This is a genomic window from Streptomyces sp. M-16 (assembly GCF_052114405.1).
Classification (GTDB): domain Bacteria; phylum Actinomycetota; class Actinomycetes; order Streptomycetales; family Streptomycetaceae; genus Streptomyces.
Map to the genome: position 1 here is coordinate 49456 of NZ_JBFRER010000047.1, position 17562 is coordinate 67017.

Here is a 17562-nt window from a genome sequence, read left to right on the forward strand (position 1 = left end):
CCCGGCGCATGCCGGATCTTCGGCAGGAGACTTTGGGGTGATCGACCTCAAGGATGCCCGGGGGCGTCCTCCTGTGGTCAGCGCCTGACCCAAGACGTTGCCAACATCTACACCGCAGATGAGACACTTTCCCGTGGGACACAGAAGTTGCTCACATAACCTCCGGCAGCTCGCGCACCAGGGCGGCCGGGGCGGCCTCGCCCGGATCGACCATGCCCCCGGGGATGGCCTCCTCGTGGATGTCGTCCCGGGTGATCAGCAGGAGCCGGCGGTCCCGTCCGGTGCCCGCGACCACGATGGGGTCGGCGGCGGCGTTCTCACCCCACTTCCCCAAGTTCCGGCCGGTGCGGCCGGTGCGGCCCTGCGGGTGCAGGGGCCAGCCCTGCGCGTCGAGGTGAAACGGCACGAGAGCGGCGGCCTGGCGCTGCTCCCAGTCCAGTACGTCCGCCGGCGTCAAGGCGGCCTCGGCCCAGCCGGGCACCTGCCGGGCCAGGGCCTCGGGCAGCAGCTCGGGCGGGGTGACGTCCGCCGGCTTGTACTCCGGCCAGCTCACCGCCCAGTCGCGTAAGACGGCGGGGACGGTCTGCGTGGTCTTGCTCATGATGCGGGCTCCCGTAGTGGTTGTGTTCGCCGGGCTCAGGCGTCTGTCCCGGTGATGGTCTTGATCGCCAGGCCGATGCAGGGTCCGGTGTGGGCTCGGGCGAAGCGTGCTGCCTCGTGAAGCGCCTCGGCTTCGAGCTCCAGGCCGTGGTCGTCGAACCGGTCGGCGATGTCGGCGAGCAGAGCGGCGAGGGTTCCGATCAGGCTCGGGCCGGTCTCGTCCCGCTGGTAGATGGCGCGCAGAGCGTGGGCCATGTCGTCGGCGTCGGCGGTGTCGCCGAGCGCGAGCTGACGCAGTTGGTCAAGACCGAGGGTGATCGCGGCCAAGGCGGAGGTTGCGGTGCTGTCGGTCGGCAGGGAGGTCACCTGCTTGCTCCTTCGGGGTCTGGGGTGCGCTCGCCCGGATTGAAGGTAGTCGTATGCGGAGCAGGCCCTCCCCCACAGGTCGCTCGCGTACTCGGCCGGCTCCTGGGCGCACAAGCGGGCGTAGAGGTCGGGGAAGTTGCGGCCGGTGCCGTCGCCTTCGGGGTCGTCGTCCATGGCCTCGGCCAGCGCGTACGGGTCCTTCGGGACCTGCGGGTCGAGGTGGTCGAGGTCGGGGCGGAAGGCGCCGGTGGTGATGACGGTGCCCTCCACGTGCGCGGTGGAGTGCAGCTGCCTGCGCAGGCCGGCGGCGATCTCCTCGGCGCGGCTCTCGTGCTCGTAGGGTCCGATCCGTACCGGGTCCAGGCCGGGCCGGTCGAGGATCACGGCGTGGCCGACCGGGTCGGTGTAGCGGACGGGCCGGCCGAGCTGGTGGGCGTAGGCGATCTCGGCGCGGGTGGAATCGCCGACGTAGCAACCGACGTTGACGACCAGGACCTCGTCGCAGGCGCGGATTTTCCAGCGGTGCAGCGCGTCGAGCGCGGTCTTGAGCTCTTTGGCGGCCGCGGGCTCCTTCCACAGCGGATGAGCCTTGTTCATGTCGCAGCCGGGGGCCAGAACAGCGTGGCCGGCGATCGTCTCGCGGAAGTTGGCCTCGGCGAGCTCGCGCCAGAAGCGGGTGGAGCCGCAGAGGGTGACGACCTTGGGCCGGCCGGTTGAGGTGTCGGCCGGGTTGAGCAGCTGCTCGGTCGTGGCGGCGGCCGCGATGAGGGCGGCGGCCTGGAGGTCGCGGTTGCGGTGCTCGGTCATCGACAGGTCCCTCGTTCTCTCGGGATGGGCGGGTGCGGCCGGCGCCATGCGAGTTCGGCGCCGGGGGATGTGCTGGGTGACACAGGTGCAAGGGCTCGGTACACCACGGTGCAGGGTTCGGCGCTTTCGGTAAGCGCCTGGGCGTGACGCCAGGCCTTGGCCAGGTGCAGCACGGCCTTCTCGTACGCCGGGTCGTCGTTGGCCTCAGCAGCGTCGTTGGCCTCGGCGAGCGCCTGGATGAGGGCAACGGCCTCCGGGACCGTGAAGTCGTCGAGAATGGCGAGCTCGGCGCCGCGGAAGAGGTCGATACAGAGCCGCCCGTACTCGTCCTTGATGCGGTCGTGGTCCTGCTGGACCACCTGCCGACGCACGATGCTAGGGCTGGACTCTGGAGCGGGCCGGGCGGGCCGGGTACGCAGAATGTCGGTGAGCGCCGCGACGAGGCGGGGAGCTCCGTAGGTGAAGAGCATGCTGACGGCGATAACGCCCGCGCCCCAGAACAGGTACATCATCAGCGCGTGGACCCACAGCCGGATGGCGTCCACCGCCGTCATCGGCCCGTCGCACGCAGCTCGCGCGTGTGGCACAGGACGGGGCCGATGAAGATGCTGATCTTGTTCACCGTCCACCGGCCGCCGGTGAGCTCGCAGGCGAGGATCTCTACCTCGTCGCCGGGCTTGAACATCTGGTTCTCCTTGCGTGGTTGGTGCAGGGGTGGTGTGCCTGAACGTGGGGCGGTCGGCGCCGCGGGCCGGGGCGGGCCGGCCCGGCTGGGGGCCGCCCCGGGGCGGGTCAGCCGGACTGGCGGATCGGCATGATCAGGTAGCGCAGCGCGGTGGGGTCCTCGTCGGTGGGGACGAGGAGCGCCGGCTTGACCGGGCTGACGATCTGGAGGCGGATCCGGTCCGTCTTCAGCGCCGTGACGCCGTCGAGGAGGTAGCCGGGGTTGAAGGCGATGCTGACCGGGGCGCCGGTGAGCAGGTCGGTAGCAGCGGTGACCCGGTCGCGGGCGGAGGCGTCGTCGGTGCTGCCGGCGCTCAGGGCCAGGGCGCCGTCGGTGAGGTGGAGCTTGACGGGGTGGCCGCGCTCGGCGACGAGTGCCATGCGCTTGACGGCGTCGGCGAGGTCGGTGGCGTCGAGGTCGGCGGTGGCGGTGAAGTCGGTGGGCCACAGGCCCTTGTGGTCGGGGAGCTGGCCTTCCATGGCGCGCAGGGTGAGGGTGCGCGTGCGGCCGGCCAGGCCCAGGACGCCGTGGGCGGCGGGGAGGGTGAGGTGGACCTGGTCGTCGGTGGCGAGGATCTTGGCGGCTTCGGAGAGGGACTTGGCCGGGATGGTGGTCTGGATGGTGGCGCCGGTGGCCGTGGCGGGGGTCCAGGCGATGGGGCGGAGCGCGAAGCGGTAGCGGTCGGTGGCGGCGAAGGTGATCGTGTCGTCCGTGATCTCGGCCTGGATGCCGGTCAGGATCGGGAGGGCGTCGTCGCGGCCGGCGGCCGTGGCGACCTGGTGGATCGCCTCGGCGAGGGCGGGCCCGGAGACGGTTCCGGTGGCCTCCGCGGTGCGGGGCAGGGTGGGGTACTCCTCCAGCGGGAGGGTGTGCAGGGTGTAGCGGGTGCGGCCGGAGGTCAGGACCAGGCGGGCGCCGTCGAGTTCGAGGTCGACCGGGTGGCTGCCCTTGACCGTGCGGGTGATGTCGGCGAGGAGTCGGCCGGAGACCAGGACGGTGCCGGGGGTGGTGACCTCGGCGTCCACGGTGGCCTGGGCGCTGGTCTCGTAGTCGAAGGCGGCCACGGTCAGGGCGCCGGTGGCGGCCTCCAGCCGGATCGCGGCGAGGACGGGGACGGGGGGCCGGGCGGGCAGGGCCCGGGCGGCGTCGGTGACGGCGGCCGCGAGCGGGGCGAGGTCCGTACGGAGCTTCATCGGGGCTCCCTTCCGAGCGTGCGGGCGGCTGTCCGGCCGGGGGCCGGGTTCGCCCGGAGTGCGGGTGAGGTCCGGGGGAAGCCCGTCCGGTACGGGAAGAGGCCGTACCGGACGGGCGGGTGAGCGGGGTGGTGGCCGTCAGGCCGCGGCGGCGTCGCGGCGCTCCCTGCGCAGGCGACGGCGGTCGCTGAGGGTGGTGCCGGCCCAGATCGCGGATCCGGCGCGGCTCGGGTGGTCCAGGGCCCAGGCCAGGCACTGCTCGCGGACGGCCTCGGGGCATGCGCTGAGGCAGGCCAGCTGGCCGTTCAGGCGCTGCTTCGGCGTGCCGGTCCAGTCCTCGGGGTCGGCGCCGGGTGCCCGGCACGGTTCGTCGCCGTTCAGCTGCGGCCAGGGGGCGAGTTCGGTGGTGGTCACTCCCCCACCCCCGTGGTGCCGGCGGCCGGGACGGCGGCGGTGGGCAGCAGGTGCTCGAAGGGCTCCCAGGCCGTCAGGTCGTACAGGTTCAGCAGGTCGACGTCGATCACGGCGCCCTCGGCCTCGTCTCCGAGGTGCTGGCCCCGAGGCGGCAGGCCGAGGGTGCTGTGGGCGTCGGGGTCCGCGTCGAGGTCGAGGTCGGCGACCACGACGGTGTTCCCGGTGCGCTCCAGGACGTACAGGCGATGGATGGGGGCGTCGTCCTCGTCGGTGTCCGGTCGACGCTCCCAGGTCTGGCGGGTGGCGGCGATGGCCCAGGCCTCGCCGGCGTCGGCGCCGTCGGTGACGGTGGTGCAGGCATGCTTGTACTCGGTGCCCTGGTCGACGAGTTCGTTGACGCGGGCCAGGATGTGGTCGCTGAGGGCCTGGTCGCCGATCAGCCAGTTCAGGGAGATGAGGCCGGTCACGACGCCGCTCCCGTCTGGACGAGGGTGCGGGAGATCTTGGTGGGGGCCAGGAGGTGCTGGAGGGCGGAGCCGTGGTGGTGGGAGGAGAAGCTGGCGGGGAGGCCGCAGCTCCAGCAGTCGGCCTCGTCGCCCTGCCAGGCGACGGCGCAGCGGTTGCACACGAACGCGCGGTCGGCGAACAGGGGGTTGGCCTTGGCCAGGGACTTCAGGAACCGGCCGGCGGTGCTCAGCCGGCGGGTGGTCGAGGTGTGGTGCTGCTTGCGACGGGTGGCGTGCATGATGGTGGTCTCTCTCTCGTCTTGGCGGGTGAGGGGCCCGGGACGGCCGGCGGTTTCTCAGGCCTTGACGGCCGTCCCGGGGCGTAGCTAGCGGGGGATGTACTGGTCCGTGGCCTGCTCCCAGCGCAGGCTCCATCCGGCCCGCAGTCCGCGGGCGGACCAGTCGGTGCGGTTGGAGACCGCGGGGACGTCCCGGCCGGCCATGGTGTAGAGCAGGGCCGTTTCCCAGGCCCGCTGTGCGGCCTTGCGGGCGTCTTCGCCGTCTTCGGCGAGGCCGGTGAAGACGTGTACTCCACGCTCACCGGTACCGGCGTGCTCTATCGGGACGTCGACCTCCCACATGAACTGGGGCATCGTCATCCCTCGTCGTCCGGGTCGAAGTCGACGCGGACGGGCAGCACGGTGATGCGGATGCTGGTCGTGCCCTCGTCGTCCGGGCCGGGGCCGAACATCACGAGGTCCTCGCAGGCGTCCTCGTCTCCGCTGTCCGGCACCCAGCCTGTGGTGACGCCAGCAGGAAGGGTGCGCCGCCTCACCAGCCGGGCTTCGGCAAAGGTCCGGGCGGCCTCCCGGGTAGTGAAGGTGCCGTACGGAATGTTGCGGCGTTCGGCACGGAACACGGCGAGCGCGGCCGGCTTCTCGTCGGTGAGGTGGGTGATTCCGGGGAAGGTGGCCTCGGCGGCCGCCAGGCGGGCCTCGGTCTCCATGGAGGCGCCGAGCAGCTGGAGGATCTGGACGGTGAGCGGCAGGGTGCCGGCGGCGGCGCGGCGCCGGATGTCGGCGATCACGGTGGTGGGGTCGGGGTTCGGGACGGTGGTGGAGGTCATCAGTTCTCCGTCTCGTGGCGGGCCGGCTGTTCCGGTCCTCGGCGGTGCCCGGCCCTCGGGAGGTGGGGCCGGGCAGTCGCTGGTCTCGAAGGCGGTGTCGGCGATGGTGAGCTGGGCGGCGCGGGCCAGGGTGTCGAAGGCGGTGTCGCCCACGAGGCCGCTGTGCCAGGAGTGCCGGAGCTCGGGGATGGTGAGGGTTCGGCCGTACCGGGTGTAGTCCAGGCCGTTGACGCGGGAGACAACCATGCCGGGGTGGAACTCGTCGCCCTGGAACCGGACGAGCAGGTCGAGGCCGGCCTGCTCGGCGAAGTCGACGAGGCGGGTGAGGATCTCGGGGTCGGCGACGAATCCGGTGACGGCGGCGCGCTGCTCCCACAGGTTGCCGGCGTAGTCGGCGGCGTCGTAGCCGGGCTGGGAGTCGTCGGTGAGGAATCCGGCCCGGTTCGCGGCGGCCAGGCAGCCGATGAGGGGCAGGGTCTCGTCGTCGGGCCCGTAGTTCGGCACGTTCCCGGCGCAGGAGCGGATGTCGCCTTCGAGCCAGCGGGCGGTCAGCTCGGCGAGGTCGGAGAAGGTGGTCGCGGCGCGCCAGAGGCGGCGGTCCGCGCGGCTCGGCCAGGGAAGTCGGATCTTCATGGCGGTCCTCCTGTCGGGTTCAGAGCTGGGCGGCCAAGGCCTCGGCGTCGTAGGCCTCGACCTCGCGCTGCTCGATCAGCAGCTCGTAGGCGGTGAGGGTGTTGGGCTTCATGGGCTGCCGGCCCCAGACGTGCTTGAGGTACTTGAGGTGGAGCTCGCGGGCGGAGCGGTCACCGAGCTGGTGGGCATGGACGAGCTCGTGCACGAGGGTCTCGGCGACGTCGCGCTCGTGGCGCATGTTGCAGATCTGGAGGACGATCAGCACTCCGCCGCGGTCGATGGAGGTCTGGCCGTAGGCCCGGCGGGAGTGGCGGTCGGAGCGGCTGACGGCGTTGACCTGCGAGGGGTTGATGCCGGTCAGGAGCTGGGCCTCTGCGGTGTTCACCAGGTGGTCCATCTGGCTGGTGTCGCCGTTGAGGACCAGGTGGACGGTCGGCAGGGAGCCGAACTTGTCGCGGACGAGCTTCTCGGCGTCGGGGGCGATGGTCTTGGCGTACCTGCTGAGGCGGCCGCCTCCGAAGAGGAAGCGCTGGGTGGAGATGCGCAGCATGACGGTCCCTTCCGGGGGTGAGTTCGGGGGCCGGGCGGGAGAACGACCTCCGAACCCGACAAGAAAACTATACCTATCACTCATCACTGCGTCTAGTGGGTTGCCCCACCCGCCGTCAGTCCCCGGCGCGCTCGGCGAGGTCGGCGGCCCGCTGCAGGAGGTCGAGGACGGCGCCGACGGTCGGGACGGCGACGTTGTTGTGCACGGCGATGTCGAACTGGCGGCTCAGGGCCTGCGGGTCGCGGCCCTCCCGGCGCCACTGCGCCTCCATCCGGGCGCGGTAGGCCGGCGTCGGCTGGGCGTACGCGGCCGGTTCGGCCATCGCGGAGCGGATGTAGATGTGGGAGCGGCTGGCGGTGTCGGCGTCGGCCGGGGCGGCCATGAGGGCGCCGAGGATGCAGTGCCGGCCGGTGGCGTCGCGGAGTTCCCCGCGGCACCATCCGCCGGTGGCCAGCGCGGCGGCGGCGCGGCGGATGTGGAGGCTGGCCCGGGTGGCCGGGCGCTGGTGGCGGCGGGTGATGCGGTCGAGCAGGGAGGGGCGGGCGGCGGCCTGGGCGGCGGCGGTGGCCCGTTCGCTGCGCTCGACCTCGGCGAGGCCGGCGGCCACCAGGGCGGGGATGTCGAATCCGGCCGCGGGCTGTTCGGGAGCCGGGGTGGGCGCGGGGGCCGGGGTGATCTTCTTGAGCCAGGCTTCGACCTCGTCGGCCAGGAGGCGCGTGCTCGCGTCGGGAGCCTGGGTGCCGAAGGCGGCGGGTGCTGCGGATGCGGGCATGGCGAAGCCTTCCTGCGTGCTGCCGGTGGTGGATCGGGAGTTCCGGGGGCGGCCGGCTGAGTGGTTGGCGACCTGGCGGCCGGCCCCGGAGGCTGTGGATCAGCCGGTGTACTTCCGGACGTTCTTGTAGACGTAGTCGCGCTTGCGGCCCATGGCGTCAGCCACGTCCTGCTGGGCGCCGTGGTAGCTCTTGCTGAGCTCGCCCATTCGCTGCCAGAACTCCTTCTCGGCGGCGAGTACGGCGTTGTCGCGTGCTGTCTGGGCGATCTGGACGGCGGCCTTGATGTCTTCTGCGGTGCTGGGGTCGGTGTCGGGGCGGGGGGTCATTTGGGCTCCTCGCGGTGGTGAGGGACGATGGGTCCGGCCCTCCTGCTCCGGTTGGAGCGGGTTGGGAGACCCGGGGACGGCGGGCTGAGTTTGGCGACCTGGCCGCCGTCCCCGGGGCGCCTCTACTGCAGATCCTCGCGGGCGTCGTCGGCCGGCTCGTCACCGGCCTGACCGTGTCCGAGCACCTTGTCGGCCTTGCGCAGGTGGAGGGCGGACGCGTACAGGCGCTGGGCCCGGTCCTCCTCCCCCTGCTCGGCGAAGGCCACGGCGAGCCTGCTCGTGAGGTCGCCGGTGGTCTCCAGCAGTCCGCTGGTGCGCAGGCTGTGCTCGATCTCCTCCGGGTCGGCGCCGGAGTCGATGTCGCCGCGGATCTGGCCGATCTCCTCAGCCAGGGCGTAGGTGCTGTCGCCGTCCCAGCGGTCCGGGTTGATCCCGTCGATGAGCTCGTTGGCGGCGGTGTCGATGACGTAGAGGGCGCCGATGAGGGCGAGCGCGGCGAGGACGGCGCCCGGGGCACTCAGGTTCGCGAGCGGGCCGTCGTTGTGGACGATGGCGTCGAATCCGAGGGTGAAGGTGCCCGCCACCATGACGATGCCGTCGTAGCGGATGACGGCGGACAGGGCCTTGACGGCGGCGCGCCGGGCTCGCGCGGCCCGGATCGGGCGGTTCTCCAGGGACTTCGGGCGGGCGGTTTCGACGGGGTGGACCAGGACGTGGGTCATGACGGGCTCCTTCGGGCTGGCGGTGCTGGGCGGTTGGGAGATCCCTGGGCGGCCGGCTGAGTTGGCGACCTGGCGGCCGCCCGGGATGGAGGGTGAGGGACGATGTGTCTGCCCCCCGCTCCTCGTGGAGCGGGCTGGGAGGCCCGGGGCGGCCGGTGAAGGTTGGTAGCCAGGAGGCGGCCGCCCCGGGGCGAAGTCACCGGCTGCGGACCTTGCCGGAGACGGTGCGGACGCGCTCGCGCAGGTGGCTGGTGCCGCGCGTGGTGATGTCGCCGGAGACGGTGTTCGCGTCGATCGAGCCGGTGGCGGCGGGGGTCGCGGTGACGTGGGCGTCGCCGGAGATGGTGTTGAAGCGGAACTCCGAGCCGTTGTACGCACCGATCTCGATGTCGCCGGAGATGGTGTTGACGTCGAGGCGGGCGTCGATGCGGTCCACCTCGACGTCTCCGCTGGTGGTATTGAACCGCAGGGTGTGCACGCCCCGGGCTTCGACGTCGCCGGAGAGCGAGTGGACGTCCAGGACCTGGAGGTCGCCGTCGACGGTGAGGTCGGCGCTGGTGGTCTCCAGCCGGACAGAGGACATCTCGCTGGGCAGCGTCACGTCGACGGTGATGGTGGAGGCGTTGGCGCCGGAGACGACGGTGCCCTCCGGGGCGACGACGCGGCCGCCGGAGACGATCTTGCGGCCGCCGATGCTGATGTCGTTGCCGCTGACGTGCATGCCGGTGACCGAGCCGCTGATGACGCCGAAGTTCTGCCCGACGACCATGCTGTTGCCGCTGAAGTTGAAGGTGGAGCTGCCCATCGTCATCGTGTTGCCCTTGACCTTGGGGACGCGGATGGTCAGGCAGTTCAGGGCCTGGTGGGTGCTCTCGTGCATCGTGGCGCCGCGCACCGCGTCGGCCAGCGGGCCCTCGTCGTCACCCGTGCTCACCGTGACGACCGCGTTCGTCAGCGTCGGGTCGATGGTGACGTTGACCGTGCCCAGGTGGCTGATGACGTCGGTCCACAGGGGGCCGACAGCGGTGGCGGTGAAAGTCTGAGAGGTGGTCAAGGCGAACTCCCTGTTCGGAGAGGTGCGGTGATGGGACTCGCTGTCCCGGGGGACTTGCGATGACTCAAGTATGCATCTTGAGCGAATGCATTTCAAGTGAATGCATTCAGGGATTTGTGGTTCTTCTGCCTAGGCGTCGGCGGTGGTCGCACCGGTGGGGCGCGGGTCGCCCGCCGCGGGCGCTCCGGTGCCGGCGGCCGCCTCCTCGCGGCGGGGCCGGGCCTTCGAGCCCGTGGGGGTGCGACCGCCGCCGGCGCGGGCCCGGGCCGCCTTGCGCTCGGCGGCGGCCAGGGCTGCCGCGGCCGGGCCCTCGCACTCGGTACAGGGAATGTTCACGCCCGGCGCGACGATCCGGCCCTGGTCCTCACAGACCAGGCACGCCGGCCCCTTGACGGGGGCGGGCATGCCGTACGCGGCGCGGTACTTGGCGACGGAGGGGATCTTCGGCCCCGGGGTCTGCTTGCCCGTCTTCTTCGCCGGGTCGGGCGACTCCTGCGGGATGCCGGCCTGTATGGCCCAGGCGGTGCGGATGATGGCCGCGACCGGGGAGTAGGCGACGTTGAGGGCCTTCTTCTTCACCTTGCGGACGCGGCGGCGGACTTGGCGGCGGACGCGCTTCTTCGCCTCCCGGACGAGGACCTTGGTGACGATCCGCGCGGCCTTGGGGACCTCCTCGGCCAGGTCGACGGGCGGGAGCGGCTCCTCTCCGAACCCGGCCTCCAGGATCCAGAACATGTCCCAGTTCGGGGTGGTCCAGCGCATGTCGGCCCAGGCGGTGAAGTGGCCGGGGTCGATGAGGTACTCGGCCCACTCGTGCCGGGCCGGGCAGAGGACCTCGACCACGGGCTGCGCGGCGCGCTCCAGAACGAGGGTCAGCCCGGTGTCGGCGCCGCACATCGGGCAGGTGACGGGCAGGGCCTGCCAGACGACCCGGATGGTGTGGTCGGGGTCGCGCTGGAGGTAGTTGAAGGGGCGCTCGGCGGTGATGCGGTAGTAGCCGGCGTCCGGATCGTGGGTGCGGAGCGGGTCGATCATTACGGACTCCTAGGGATCTTTCGGGCGAGGAACAGTCGGGAACGAGGAGGAACGTGCAGGTCAGGGGGCCGGAACGCCGCGGGAACAGGTGCCGGGAGGGGAACACCGCCACCGGTCCTGTGCGGTGTTCCGTCCCTGTTCTCGGTCTGTTCCGGCGCTCTGACCTGCGTGTTCCTGGGGTGTTCCTGCGGTCAGGAGGCGCCTGCGTCCTCGCCGGTGATCTTCTTGAGGTGGCGCAGGCAGTAGCCCTTGACCGTGCTCTTCTCGCCCGGGCGCCGGTAGCTGTCGGTCGTCCAGGACTTGCCGCCGGGGGCAAGCACCGCCTTGATCGCCGCCTTCAGCGCGACGGCGCGGGCGGCCTCCTGGTCCGCGGTGTCCCCCCCGTCGAACGCCTCCAGGTCCCAGCGGTCGGCGTCGTCCTGGGCGAGGCCGGCCGCGATCTCCTCCAGCTGGAGGCCGCTCGGGTTCCCGGCCGCACGGAAGACCTCGCGGATCGAGGTGATCAGCTGCGGGACCGCGCCCTGCTCCTGGTCCCCGGCGGCGTAGTTCCGGGCGCTCCTCTCCATCAGGCTCCGCAGCGAGATGCGGCTCAGCTTCGCGGACTCGGGGTCGATGTCGACCAGCCCGGCCTGGGCCCGGGCCCGGCCGCGGCGCAGCAGCTCGTCGGGGTCGGCGTAGCAGCCGCGGTACGGGATGGGCTCGCAGTAGGCGCTGCCGGCCATCACGTAGACCACGGAGGCGTCGTTGAGCTGGGCGCCCATCGCGGGCACCAGCCGGTCGGCGCGCCACCCCTGGGCGAGCATGCCGTCGCCGAGGACCTGGATGACGTCGTCCTTGTCGCAGGCGGCCAGCACCTGGACGGGCAGTTCCACGACCCAGGTGTTGTCCTTGATCTTCTCCTTGGTGACGCCCTGACCGGCGATAACCATGGTGTCGTCGCTCTTGGCGCAGGTGATCGACATCTCGGCGAGCATGCCGTCGAGGTCCCAGGAGACCTGCCGCTTGAGGTCCTCGTCGTAGTAGCCCTTGCGGCTCTCGCGGACCAGCGCGGGGAACTCGTCCACGATGACCTTGATGCCGGGCCGCTTGCGCGAGGTGACCCAGTTCTCACCCATGCCGAGGCGGTCGAAGAGGGCGGGGCGGCCCTTGCCGATGTCCAGCGCCCACTGGAGCGCGTCCCTGGCTTCCGCCGGGGTGGTGGCCACCACGTGCATGGCGTGCCGGAGTCCACCGAAGCCACTGCCGGCGCTGCCCAGGTCGATGCCGATGATGATCTGGTCCTCGGTCGCGGTCAGCACGTCCAGGATGGCCCGCAGGATCGTGGACTTCCCCGACCGGCTCTTGCCGACGACGTTGACGTTCGTCCGGCACATCGGCAGGGCCAGCGGCCGCCCCGCCATGTCGCCGCCGATCTGCGCCTTGTGGAGGTCGGTGGTGGAAAGGGACTTCGGTTCCCGGACGGGCAGTTCGGGAACGGCCTGCCACGGGTTGGGGCCCGGTACACGAATCACGCAGTAGTTCCGGGACTCCGCGGACTGCTGCATCAGCACGCTGCCGGTGCGGACGCCGGGAAGGCAGGCCTCCAGCGTGTCCAGCCCGTTGGAGATCTTCTCCGGGGTCATCCGCTCCAGCCAGACGTGGATCTCGAACCCCCACGCGTGGGGGTCGACCCGCAGCGCCGAGAGGGTCAGCTTGAGGTCCTCGGTGAGGGCCTGGCGCATCATCTGCTCGAACATCCTCGGCGTCATGCCCACGCTGACCTGCTGCGGGGCTCCGGCCTCGATCCGCTCCAGGCGCTCCAGCTCCTCCTCGCTCACCTCGACGTCGCGGCCCAGCAGAGAGATACCCGCGAGGTTGAGCACCAGGGCGCCGAGGAAGCCCCAGACATCGGCGAAACCGTAGGCGGCCGCGTCGGCCAGGACCACCGGACCGTAGGTGACCCCGGCGCGGAACGCGACGGCCCGCTTCGCGCTCTTGCGGGCGCTCTGCGCAACGGCCAGCTGCTTGCCGGCCTCCAGCTGGAGCTTGGCCGCCTGAGCCTGCTTCTGTTCGCGCTTCAGGAGCGCGAGCTGCGCGCGGCGGGCGCTGCGCTTGGCCGTCTCGACGGCGGCGAGCGCCAGGCGCTCGTCGGCCGCTGCCTTGTAGCCCTCCATGCCGATGACCCACGAGCGCATCCGCCGCTCTCCGCGCAGGGCCCGGGGCACGATCCCGTGGGTGGTGAGCTGGCGGGCGGCGGCCTTCCGCACCCGGCGGCGGGCCTGCCGGCGCAGGTAGACGTAGCGGGCCTTGCGGCCGTCCTTGGTGCGCAGCTGCGGGTTGATCCAGGGGCGGTCGCCCTCCGGGTCCTCGCGCAGCTTCCACTCCTCGGGGGTGTAGACGGTGCCCTCCACCGGCCGGCTGTGCTCCGGCGCCGGCTCGTCGTCCACGTCCTCGTCGTTTTCTTCGTCGTCCGGGAGGTCCGTCGGCTGGGCCGGAATGGCGGGCGGCGCCTCGCGGTCCGTGTGCAGCAGCGCCGTGAAGGCGGTGCCGCCGTCGCCGTAGAGGGTCTCGAAGACGGGCTCCAGGTCCTCGACGAGCTTGATCTTCACGTCGCGTGCCTGGGACCCCTGCTCGGGGCCGACGACGCCGAGGGCCTCCAGCGCGTCCATCATCCGGCCCGTCAGCTCCCAGCCGATGCGCAGCTTGCGCTGGAGCATGGACCGGGAGCCGAACTGCGTTTCGACGACCAGCTCGGCGGCCTCCCAGAGCGCCTTGCGGTCCATGGCCCGGCCGACCTTGGCCCACAGCTCGGGGTCGTCGACTTTCGGGTTGGTGTCGATCTCGGTCATGCTGTTCACGCCTCCTGTCGGGGGTGAGCGCGGGGCGGGGAAGCCGGGCATCGCTTTGGTCGGTTGAGACCGGCGGTCCCCGCCCTGCGCTCTGGGGGAAGGTGTTCGGGTCAGGCGGCGTTCGCGCCGCCGGGGCAGGTGTTGCAGACCCCGTAGCGCTTGGGGATCTCGTAGTCCCTCTCGGTGTTGCACTCGGGGCAGACCCTGCGGGCCGCCACCGCCTTGCGGATCGCGGCCCATCGCGCCTCCGTCATCGGCCGCTTCGGCTTGGCCAGCTCGACCAGGTAGAGGGCGGCGAACATCGGGTTGCCCTGGCGGGTCCACCCGAGCTGGCCGGCCACGGGCTGGCCGCCCGGGCGCAGCCCGCGGGCCCGCAGCTGTCGGTAGGTGGCCATGACCTCGGGGTCGGGGCCGAGCTTCCAGGGCCAGGTCGGTATACCGAACTCCTCGCCGTTCGGGTCGTCGTAGCGGGGGCTGGTGCGCGGCATCATCGGCTCCCGGGGCCGGCCGGGTTGCTGCGGGCCGCCTTGGCCTTGGCGAGGCGGTCGTAGACCCAGGACTTGCTCGGCTCGATGGGCTTGTCGCCGTGGACTTCCGCGCGGCGCAGCTTCGTTTCCGCGGTGACCCCCTTGGCGGTGGGGATCCGGCCGTCGCGGATCTCGCTGCGGATCCACTCCTCGATCGCGGCATTCTCGGTCGCGTCGTAGTTCTTCGCGGTTTCCGCGGCAGCCCGCCGGGCGCCCCGCGAGAGCCTCCGCACCGGAGCCGTCACGGAAGACCGCTTCGAGCCCTCGGCCGCAGCTTCACGCTTCCGCGCGGGCGTCTTCGCGGGTGTACGCACGGACGGGGGGACGGACGGGTTGACCTGCAAAGATCCATTCCACCGGAAAGCGTTCGCCGGGCCCTCCACGAGTCCGTCACGGGTTCCGGCGAAGACCCGCGTGGGGAGGGTTGCAGGCTCTTCCGTGACCGGCTTCACGGACTCATCGGAGACGTTCTCGGCTGCCACTGCGGACACCTTCGCGGAAGCGGTGAGACGCATGCGGCGCGCGTCCGCGAGCTCCTCCAGGACCTCCGCCAGACGGCCTTCCGCGTCGACCCGCAGGCCGAGCATCTCTGCCGACAGGTGCCGCAGCAGCTCCTCGGGCAGGTCCACGCCGGTGCCTTCGTGCACGCCGTACGCGGCGTGCCAGGCCTCGTCCTCGGAGAGGAGTTCGTGCCCGGCGATCGCACGCAGCGTCTTCGCCGTCGCCCACACCTTCGGCAGCAGATCCTCGCGCTGCTTGCGGGTGGCCTTCACAGCCTTGCGCCGGGCTCGCTCGGCCTTCAGCCGCGCCCGGGCTTCCTGGTGCCGGCCGAGCTGGACCAGCTGCCAGACGGCGATCGGGATGATCGAGGACGCGGCCAGGACGGCGCCCAGGATGGTCCCGTACTTGTCGCCGCCGACCTGCTGGCCGTGCAGCCAGTTGATCCAGGCCGCCAGGCCCGCGAAGGTGTAGATCGCGATCCGGTACGGCCACGGCGAGCGGCCCTGCTGCATGGCCTTGGCCTCGCCGGCCGTGGCGGCCCACGCGGAGCACTCCAGCATCACCGGGAGCAGGGTGACCAGGAGATAGCCCACCCAGCCCATCTCGGTGAGGATGCCCGTGCCGGTCAGCGAGGCGGCCTGGGAGATGAGAGCCGGAACGATGCTGCACGCCATGACCGCCAGGGCGGCGGCCAGGTCGAGGTGTTCGGCCAGCCACGCCGGGGCGGCGTTGAGCCGGGCAGCAAAACGCTCGCGGGCCTCCTTGCGGCGCCGGGCCTTCTCCCGCCGCTTCTCCTTGTCGGCCGCTGCCTTCGCGGCCTGGTCGGCCTTCTCCTTCGCGAGCCTGGCGGCGGCCTCGGCCTCCTTGGCCTTGCGGACGCGCTCGGCCTCGCGGTCCTTGGCCTCCTGCTCGGCGGCGGCGCGCGCCTGCTCCTGGTCGAAGACCTGCTGCCGCTCCTCGCGGTCGAGACGGGCACGCAGTTCTTCGGCCAGGCGGTTCTGCTCGGCCTCGGCGGCGTTGTCCTCGCGGCGGGCGGTACGGAAGTCGGTGAGGCTCACGGGGTACCTCCTGTCGGGGTGGCCGCGTGCGGGGCGTAGCGGTACAGGGCCGTCACGAGGGCGATGACCAGGCAGACGCCGATGCGTTCGGCGACGCCGGGGGTGAGGCCGAGGAGCCAGGCGCCGCCGGCCACGGCCAGGGGGAGCTGGATCGCGCCGAGTTCGGCGAGGAGCCGGGTCAGGCGGGCGCGGATCTCGACGATGGGCGTGTGGCCGCGGCTGTCGAGGTAGGCGAGGCCGGCGACCGGGAGCGCGAGCAGTACGCGCTGCCACCAGGTCGCCTCCAGGCCCAGGAGCCAGCCGGCGCCGAAGAGGATGAAGGCGGTGATGGACCACGTCGTCACTAGGGCCTGGACCTTCAGGGGCAGGCTGCGCGGGGTGCTGGTGCTCATGCGACCTGCACCTCCCGCGCGGTGAAGACGAGCGCCGGCACCGACTTGCCCTTGCGGACGGAGGCCACGAGCGCGACGGTGACCGGGAAGGGGATGGAGGCGGGGCGGTCCGGGCGGGAGTCCGCGGGGACCGGGCCGAAGACGCGGTCGGTCTGTTGCGCCGCGGGCTCGCCGGCCAGCCGGCGGAGCAGCTCGGCGACGCGGGCGGCGGCCTTCGGGGCGCGCTCGGCGATGCGGAGGATCACGTCGGCCTGGAACTCCAGGCGCTTCGCCTGCTGTTCGGCCGACTCGTTCAGCGGGGCCAGCCAGTCGACCGCCGGTACGCCGGTCAGCAGCTGCAGCTGGTACAGGATCTCGACCTGTTCCAGACCCTGCGGGTGGGTCGTGCGGCTACTGGCTGCGAAGATGGTGTTCACGGGTCGTTCTCCTCAGACGTGGACGGCCTGTGCGCGGCTCTCCGGGTCTCTGCCAAGACCACCCGGAGGGCCGTTTTTGGCATGGCGGTGCCGTCGTTGAACGCACGGGTAGCCAAACCATGGGTAGCCCTTCCGGTACTCCCGGTTAGAGCTATCGGTAACGATGAGACCACCCCGACATGCCGCGCGTCAAGACTGACGCGCCATTAGAGATAGCTATATAGTGATGGCGTTGGATGCTTAGAAAGGCGGCCTGAATGCCCGTTTCGTACCGCGAGATCGCTGCTGCGCTCCGGCAGCAGATCTCCGATGGGCGGTATCAGCCGGGAGACAAGCTGCCCATGCTGACCGAGCTTCAGGAGCAGTACGGGGCTGGCTATCAGACCGTCCGCAGCGCCATCCAGCTGCTGGAGCAGGAAGGCCTGGTCGTCGCTGTCCGGCGGAGAGGGACGATCGTGCGTGAGCGTCCGGAGAAGCGACGAATCACGAGGTCTCGGCAGGTCTACCGGGACGAGAAGGGGTACTACTTCGATCCCGCCGCCCAGTCCTGGGTGGCGCTCGAAACGCCCACCGTGAGGTGGGGCGTGGTCCCTGTGGACCTTGCGGCCACCATGGGACTCAGCGTCGGCTCGGAGGTCCTCATCAGGGATCGGATCATGGGCGACCCGGACACCCGGGCCGCGATGCAGCTGGCGACCAGCTACCTGCCGGCCGACCTTGCCCGCGGCACACAGCTCGCCGAGAGCGACACCGGACCGGGCGGCATCTACGACCGGCTCGAAGAGCTCGAAGAGATGGGGCACGCCCCGCTCGCATGGAAGGAAGCGGTGTCCGCGCGGATGCCGTCCCCAGAGGAGGCGGAGGCGCTGGGCCTCCCGGCCGACGTCGGTGTCCCGCTGCTGCGGATCGTCCGCGTCACCAGGTCGTCGACGGGCCAGGTGGTAGAGGTCAACGACACCCGGATGTCGGCCGAGCTCTTCGAGATCGGCTACGACATCGAGCGCGATAGCAGTGCCCAGCTCGGCGCGGAATCCGCCCCGGCCTAGAGCCTAAGGAGAACTCAACATGAGC

At 71.5% G+C, this 17562-nt stretch carries 22 protein-coding genes; 1 reads left to right on the forward strand and 21 read right to left on the reverse strand.

All coding sequences use genetic code 11. The features are described 5' to 3' along the window. Nucleotides 1-151: 151 nt before the first annotated feature. From AB4039_RS21780 to AB4039_RS21880, 21 genes are all read right to left on the reverse strand, one after another. Nucleotides 152-601 (reverse strand): NUDIX domain-containing protein, encoded by a 450-nt coding sequence (locus AB4039_RS21780; RefSeq protein ID WP_442271558.1) that lies wholly within the window; start codon nucleotides 599-601, stop codon nucleotides 152-154. Between the two features lie 35 nt (nucleotides 602-636). Continuing rightward, a complete protein-coding gene (locus tag AB4039_RS21785; protein ID WP_442271559.1) occupies nucleotides 637-1773 on the reverse strand; it encodes a hypothetical protein in 1137 nt (378 codons plus the stop codon). Continuing rightward, complete coding sequence (locus AB4039_RS21790) at nucleotides 1770-2327, reverse strand: hypothetical protein (RefSeq protein ID WP_442271560.1); 558 nt, start codon at nucleotides 2325-2327, stop codon at nucleotides 1770-1772. The genes AB4039_RS21785 and AB4039_RS21790 overlap by 4 nt, the downstream gene beginning before the upstream one ends. Continuing rightward, nucleotides 2324-2458, reverse strand: a complete 135-nt coding sequence (locus AB4039_RS21795; RefSeq protein ID WP_442271561.1) for a hypothetical protein — start codon at nucleotides 2456-2458, stop codon at nucleotides 2324-2326. The genes AB4039_RS21790 and AB4039_RS21795 overlap by 4 nt, the downstream gene beginning before the upstream one ends. A gap of 107 nt (nucleotides 2459-2565) precedes the next feature. Continuing rightward, entirely contained in the window at nucleotides 2566-3690 is a 1125-nt protein-coding gene (gene dnaN / locus AB4039_RS21800; RefSeq protein WP_442271562.1) for a DNA polymerase III subunit beta, read from the reverse strand. A 138-nt stretch (nucleotides 3691-3828) separates the two neighbouring features. Next, on the reverse strand, nucleotides 3829-4104 hold the full coding sequence (locus tag AB4039_RS21805) for a WhiB family transcriptional regulator (protein WP_442271563.1): 276 nt from the start codon (nucleotides 4102-4104) through the stop codon (nucleotides 3829-3831). Further along, on the reverse strand, nucleotides 4101-4571 hold the full coding sequence (locus tag AB4039_RS21810; protein ID WP_442271564.1) for a hypothetical protein: 471 nt from the start codon (nucleotides 4569-4571) through the stop codon (nucleotides 4101-4103). Before AB4039_RS21810 ends, AB4039_RS21805 begins: the two co-directional genes overlap by 4 nt. Then, entirely contained in the window at nucleotides 4568-4849 is a 282-nt protein-coding gene (locus tag AB4039_RS21815; RefSeq protein ID WP_442271565.1) for a hypothetical protein, read from the reverse strand. Before AB4039_RS21815 ends, AB4039_RS21810 begins: the two co-directional genes overlap by 4 nt. Nucleotides 4850-4936: 87 nt before the next feature. Next, entirely contained in the window at nucleotides 4937-5209 is a 273-nt protein-coding gene (locus AB4039_RS21820; RefSeq protein WP_442271618.1) for a hypothetical protein, read from the reverse strand. Continuing rightward, complete coding sequence (locus AB4039_RS21825; RefSeq protein WP_442271566.1) at nucleotides 5206-6309, reverse strand: DUF6919 domain-containing protein; 1104 nt, start codon at nucleotides 6307-6309, stop codon at nucleotides 5206-5208. Before AB4039_RS21825 ends, AB4039_RS21820 begins: the two co-directional genes overlap by 4 nt. Nucleotides 6310-6328: 19 nt before the next feature. Continuing rightward, nucleotides 6329-6859, reverse strand: a complete 531-nt coding sequence (locus AB4039_RS21830; RefSeq protein WP_442271567.1) for a hypothetical protein — start codon at nucleotides 6857-6859, stop codon at nucleotides 6329-6331. 115 nt (nucleotides 6860-6974) lie between these two features. Next, complete coding sequence (locus tag AB4039_RS21835; protein WP_442271568.1) at nucleotides 6975-7631, reverse strand: DUF6197 family protein; 657 nt, start codon at nucleotides 7629-7631, stop codon at nucleotides 6975-6977. Between the two features lie 99 nt (nucleotides 7632-7730). Further along, nucleotides 7731-7958 carry a hypothetical protein gene (locus AB4039_RS21840; protein ID WP_442271569.1) on the reverse strand — a complete coding sequence of 76 codons (228 nt, stop codon included), beginning with the start codon at nucleotides 7956-7958 and terminating at the stop codon, nucleotides 7731-7733. A 122-nt stretch (nucleotides 7959-8080) separates the two neighbouring features. After that, nucleotides 8081-8680, reverse strand: coding sequence for a hypothetical protein (locus AB4039_RS21845; protein ID WP_442271570.1), 600 nt, complete (start codon nucleotides 8678-8680; stop codon nucleotides 8081-8083). Nucleotides 8681-8876: 196 nt separating this feature from the next. Then, the gene (locus AB4039_RS21850; RefSeq protein WP_442271571.1) at nucleotides 8877-9734 is read right to left on the reverse strand and encodes a DUF4097 family beta strand repeat-containing protein; all 858 of its coding nucleotides are present in this window, start codon (nucleotides 9732-9734) and stop codon (nucleotides 8877-8879) included. Nucleotides 9735-9863: 129 nt separating this feature from the next. After that, nucleotides 9864-10769, reverse strand: coding sequence for a hypothetical protein (locus tag AB4039_RS21855; RefSeq protein ID WP_442271572.1), 906 nt, complete (start codon nucleotides 10767-10769; stop codon nucleotides 9864-9866). A 191-nt stretch (nucleotides 10770-10960) separates the two neighbouring features. Beyond that, the gene (locus AB4039_RS21860) at nucleotides 10961-13597 is read right to left on the reverse strand and encodes a DNA translocase FtsK (protein ID WP_442271573.1); all 2637 of its coding nucleotides are present in this window, start codon (nucleotides 13595-13597) and stop codon (nucleotides 10961-10963) included. Between the two features lie 110 nt (nucleotides 13598-13707). After that, nucleotides 13708-14085, reverse strand: a complete 378-nt coding sequence (locus tag AB4039_RS21865; protein ID WP_442271574.1) for an RRQRL motif-containing zinc-binding protein — start codon at nucleotides 14083-14085, stop codon at nucleotides 13708-13710. Beyond that, nucleotides 14085-15683, reverse strand: coding sequence for a hypothetical protein (locus AB4039_RS21870; RefSeq protein WP_442271575.1), 1599 nt, complete (start codon nucleotides 15681-15683; stop codon nucleotides 14085-14087). Before AB4039_RS21870 ends, AB4039_RS21865 begins: the two co-directional genes overlap by 1 nt. Next, nucleotides 15680-16075: a hypothetical protein gene (locus AB4039_RS21875; protein ID WP_442271576.1), complete on the reverse strand. Its 396-nt coding sequence runs from the start codon at nucleotides 16073-16075 to the stop codon at nucleotides 15680-15682. The genes AB4039_RS21870 and AB4039_RS21875 overlap by 4 nt, the downstream gene beginning before the upstream one ends. Beyond that, nucleotides 16072-16491 (reverse strand): hypothetical protein, encoded by a 420-nt coding sequence (locus AB4039_RS21880; protein ID WP_442271577.1) that lies wholly within the window; start codon nucleotides 16489-16491, stop codon nucleotides 16072-16074. Before AB4039_RS21880 ends, AB4039_RS21875 begins: the two co-directional genes overlap by 4 nt. A gap of 257 nt (nucleotides 16492-16748) precedes the next feature. Between AB4039_RS21880 and AB4039_RS21885 the strand changes: the two genes are divergently transcribed. Beyond that, a complete protein-coding gene (locus AB4039_RS21885; protein WP_442271578.1) occupies nucleotides 16749-17537 on the forward strand; it encodes a GntR family transcriptional regulator in 789 nt (262 codons plus the stop codon). Nucleotides 17538-17562: the final 25 nt, after the last annotated feature.